Raw genomic sequence first — 4729 nt, 5'->3', positions numbered from 1 at the left:
TCACCCAGCACGAGCGCTATCCCGACGGCGACAACGCCTTCAAGGTGCTGTGGGTCGAGCACGAGGCGCGCAACAACTTCGAGCCCCGGCTGGCCAGTGCCCGCTCCCGCGTGGAGCCGGGCACCTACCGCAACCGCTTCGGCTGCGTGCGCGACGCCGTGCCGCTGGTGCCGGTGGCAACCGCCCTGCCCCATGCGCACACGGCGCTGGGCCCGCAGACTGCCCTGGTGGTCGGCGTCGCCAACGAAGTCGCCACCACAGTGCGCGACCATCAGGTGCGCGTGCAGTTCGCATGGCAGCGCGGCGTCGGCGCCAATCCTGGTGGACTCGGTCATGACGTGGACGAAGAAGGCAGCGCCCCCAGCGACGAGCGCTCGGGTACCTGGGTGCGCGTGGCCGAAGCGCTGGCCGGTCCGAACTGGGGATCCCAGTTCACGCCGCGCATCGGCACCGAGGTGCTGGTCGACTTCCTCGAAAACGACATCGACCGCCCGGTCGTGGTGGCGCAGCTGTACACGGGTGCCGATGCGCCGCCGTTCGCCGCCGGCGTCGACTCCGGCGCCAACCATCCGGGCACGCTCTCCGGCATCCATACGCGGACCTTCGATGGCGGCGGCTACAACCAGTGGCAGCTGGACGACACGCAGGGACAGTTGCGCATGCGGCTGGCCACGTCCGGCGCTGCGTCACAGCTCAATCTTGGCTACCTTGTTGCCCAGTCTCCCGGGTCGGCGCAGCGCGGCGGGTATCGTGGAACCGGCTTCGAATTGCGCACCGATGCGTGGGCCGTGGTGCGCGGCGGCGAAGGGGTGCTGCTGACCACCGCTGCACGCGCGGGCCAGGGCGCCGGCGTCGCCTCCACCCAGATGGATGCTTTGGAAGCCGTCGGTTCGCTGAAGGCGGCGCAAACGCTCGACGAGGCGCTGCTCGAATCGGCCAAGGCGCAGCAGGCGCTGACCAGCGAGACCGCGGTGCAGGCCAAGAAGGATCTGCTGGCGCTGATCGATCCAAAGGAAAAAGGCAAGCACGAAGGCGCCGTCAATGGCCAGGATGCGCTGAAAGCACAGAGTGGCTCGCGCCAGCTCGATGCTGCCGCGCCCGTCGAGAAATTCGGCGCACCGCTGGTGGTGATGGATTCAGCGTCCAGCATCAATTGGGCTTCTCCCGCATCGACGGTGGTGTTCACGGGCGCACAGTTGCAGTGGACTTCGCAATCGGACCTGCACATGGCGGCGGCTTTCACGGTGTCGTCCGTATCGGCCGAAGCGACCGGGCTGTACACGCACGAAGGCGGCGTGCAGGCGTTTGCCGGGAACGGGCCGGTGTCGCTGCAGGCGCACACCGGGCAGCTGGAGATCCTGGCGGACAAAGAAGTGACCGTCATTTCCGTCAACGACTGTATCGAGATCAAGGCCAGCAAGAAGATCGTGCTACAGGCCGGGCAATCGTCGGTGACGCTGGATGGCGGGGATATTACGTTTGCTTGCCCGGGGAATTTTACGGTGAAGGGTGGGAAGCATGTGTTCGACAGTGGCGGCAACAAGGCTGCTGAACTGTTGAAGCTGCCCGATACCCAAGTCAAGTTCTATGACGAAGCGTTCGTGCTGCGCGACCCGAGCGGGGAACCCCTGCGTGATCTTCCCTATGTTATCGAAAGCAGCGGCGGGAAAATCAAGGGCCGACTTGGCGAGATGGGCGACAGCGAGCGCGTTGGAACGACGGCGAGCGAAGAGCTGAAACTCTCGTTGCAATGGTTCAAGGTGGAAGAATAAACAGCCGCGGTCACATGCGGCATCTAGCAGGAAAATATGAGCAAATCTAATCCTATCATCGGGACGACGAATACCACACCCAAGTCTTGCGTGAACACTGATTGCGACTGCAATATGATGTGGTCGCTGGCGCAGCAGTTCAGTACCAAGCGGCTCTGCGTTCAGACAGGCGAGCATAAGGGAAAGCTGATTCGCAGTTACGAAGTTCGCGCCAGGCGGATTGCGGCCACCTATGCCCGTCTCTATCTGGAAACCGAGGAAGGTGGAAATCCTGCGTTGAAGGGCCGCTATTACTGGATGGCTCTCGGAGCTTTTGCCAGTAAGACTGTGGCTTGTACATTCGCGACGAAACGGGTGTTGGCCATGTCTAAGGGTATTAACACAGTGTGGGAAGGGCTTGGCAAAGGCAATTTCTGGCTCTTCTGCGACATTAGCGGGTGGCATTGGTATCGAAATATGTATCCCAAGTCGTTTAACCAATGCCTTAAGGCACGCAATACGCAGAACTATGTTAAAGAAGTGAAGGCGCAACTGAATCAACTGCCGTGGAAAGATGAAGCGCTTCCTATCATCAAGTACTTGCAGGTGTCTAACGAAGTGGTTGCTGGTTTTAAGAAAGTCGATGAGTACGAAGATGCCCCACCGCGTAGGCGCGCAAGCATCCAATTTGATCACTTGATGAGGATCGCCGAGCATGAACAGGGCGTCATATTGCAGCCATTGATCTATGAGGACGATTGTTTTGCGGGCTGGATCGAGATACAACGAGGCCTTAGTTGGTTTACTCCAACCGTCGAGCTGATTTTTACTCATGCGTGTTGCGAGACGAATGCAGAGTTAAAGTCTGTTGCCCCCGAAGAAACGAAGCTCGAAGATTACCAGAGCCGAATGAACTGGATCACGGACGCAGCCGAGCAATTTCACCGATTAATGCAAAGCAAATTGCCGCTAATGGAGCGTGAACTAGCTACAATGGCAGGATGGAAAGACATGGCAGATGACCCTACGTTCCGGCAACGTGCAATAGACGCAGTGGATAATTTCTAAGAACAGATTCTAAGAATACATGATCGCCAAAGGTAATGAAGGAACTTAAACTCTTTTCGACAATTTTATTTATCGTCGTGGCTGCTTTTTCCAGCGGCTGTACAGATTCAAATAACAATGAACTCGCAATAATGCCAAATACAGTAATAACGTTGACTTTGCACGAGACCGGCGATAGTTTCCATAAACGACATCCCGACCTTGTTCGAGTAACTCGTCAACCGTTGGGACTTTCTTTCTATAAAGCACAGTGGAGCAGCCGGTCCAGGGGAACCGTTAAGATCGCGGCTGGCAATCGCCTGCTTCAAGTTGAGGATGTGCTTTCATTGATAGGTACGCAAGACGACGACATTAGGACTGAAGGGATATCCACGGTACATTTAACAAGTGGCATTACCGGTCCTCACGGGATCACCCACGAAGCTGCCCGCGACTACTTCTTTGCCGTACTATCACGCCTTAGAAATGAAGGATGGAAGTCGTCGATTCCATTTGATGACCCCAGACTTCGGGGAAAGGACATGCTGAACTATCAGATGGCAGTTGGCAGCTCGACTCCTTTGGATGCTGATTACAAGCCGACTCTTCAAGAATGGATTAAACTTGAAGATCGTTCGGCTTGGGAGCTTTACAGCGATAGCGCTTTTCTCAGGATTAGTTTCAAGCGCGCTCCAAACCCCGACAATCCGTCCGGACCAGGCGTCTACCTGGTCCATTACGACCTCGACTCGAGCGTGAACCATTTTAAGGGGTTCGTGGATCCGCTACGGCGTGAGGAATGGAAAGCACTACTTCCTGCAGAGCTGAAAGACTTGGCAGCAAGGCGAAGCAAAGCTGAAGCAGCACTTCGTGAGAAGGGCATACCAATCGACACCGATTACGTAGATCCTCCAATTCCATGGTGATTCGTTCGATTCAGTTACCTATACGAATGAGCCGATTACTCAGATAAGGTGTTAATCAGTCAGTGCCGAGCCGACCAGATCATCAACAAGCTGCGCAGCGATTTCCCGCTATGGGTACTGGCCACCATGTTCATGCTGATCTGCGCGCTCGGCTACATCGGCCTGCGCACCATGCTGGGCAAAACCACCGAACAGCAGATGGCCGCGCACCACGACGTCGTCGAGATGGCGCCGCGCGCGGCCAACCTAACCATCACCCTGCCCTGATGGACCCGCATTCCATCATTTGGACACTGTGGCGCTTCGGCACAGGGCTTGGTCTCAGCACGCCCGCCTGATCACGCTGGCGAGTGCGCAGGATGCCAGCCTGCCCGAAGCGCTGATGGCCGAACGCTTCGCCGGCCGCGAAGCGGTCAACGAGTGCTATGCATTCGAGGTCGATGCGCTCAGCACGTCGACCGACCTGGCACTGGACGCGTTCATCGGCGAAGAGCTGACCGTGACGCTGCTGCAGCCCGACGACTCGCGCCGCGCCTGGCACGGCATCTGCACCCGCGCCGACTGGCTCGGTGCCGACGGCGGCGTGGCGCGCTACCGCCTGCACCTTGAACCGGCACTGGCGCTGCTGCGCCTGCGCCGCGACAGCTACATCTTCCAGGACAGGAACGCGCTCGACATCGTCACGGAACTGTTCGCCGACTACCCGCAACTGCGCTTCGCGTTCGACGTCACGCAGGAACTGGCCACGCGCTCCGTCTGCACCCAGTACCGCGAAAGCGACTACGATTTCTTCGTCCGCCTGATGGCCTCCAAAGGCCTGTCGTGGCGCTTCGAACACGACCAGGCCGAAGCTTCCGGCGACGGCCAGGCGCGCCACCAGCTGGTGATCTTCGACAGCCAGGCCGCGGCCCCCGCCACGCCCGGCAACCCGGCGATCCGCTTCCACGGCATGCGCGCCAGCGACACCGACGACGCGATCGACGGCTTCGGCGCGCGCCGGCAAGT

The 4729-nt window shown here is 58.8% G+C and carries 5 protein-coding genes; all 5 read left to right on the top strand.

Annotation, left to right across the window (positions count from 1 at the left end):
* A partial coding sequence (locus FHS02_RS31110; RefSeq protein ID WP_183444275.1) for a DUF2345 domain-containing protein occupies positions 1–1772 on the top strand: 1772 nt, incomplete at its 5' end.
* Between the two features lie 36 nt (positions 1773–1808).
* Positions 1809–2819, top strand: a complete 1011-nt coding sequence (locus tag FHS02_RS31105; RefSeq protein WP_137316940.1) for a DUF2515 family protein — start codon at positions 1809–1811, stop codon at positions 2817–2819.
* Positions 2820–2854: 35 nt separating this feature from the next.
* The gene (locus FHS02_RS31100; protein WP_137316939.1) at positions 2855–3724 is read left to right on the top strand and encodes a hypothetical protein; all 870 of its coding nucleotides are present in this window, start codon (positions 2855–2857) and stop codon (positions 3722–3724) included.
* Between the two features lie 48 nt (positions 3725–3772).
* On the top strand, positions 3773–3991 hold the full coding sequence (locus FHS02_RS31095) for a hypothetical protein (RefSeq protein ID WP_137316938.1): 219 nt from the start codon (positions 3773–3775) through the stop codon (positions 3989–3991).
* A gap of 115 nt (positions 3992–4106) precedes the next feature.
* Positions 4107–4729: type VI secretion system Vgr family protein (locus tag FHS02_RS31090; RefSeq protein ID WP_183444276.1), on the top strand; the 623-nt coding region annotated here is incomplete at its 3' end.

It is taken from the genome of Pseudoduganella umbonata (genome assembly GCF_014192225.1).
GTDB lineage: Bacteria > Pseudomonadota > Gammaproteobacteria > Burkholderiales > Burkholderiaceae_D > Rugamonas > Rugamonas umbonata.
This window is presented reverse-complemented; position numbering and strand designations above follow the sequence as displayed.

Excerpts from the sequence above, each read along its gene's own strand:
- FHS02_RS31105 (WP_137316940.1), top strand. The coding sequence starts at position 1,809 with ATGAGCAAATCTAATCCTATCATCGGGACGACGAATACCACACCCAAG.
- FHS02_RS31100 (WP_137316939.1), top strand. The coding sequence starts at position 2,855 with ATGAAGGAACTTAAACTCTTTTCGACAATTTTATTTATCGTCGTGGCT.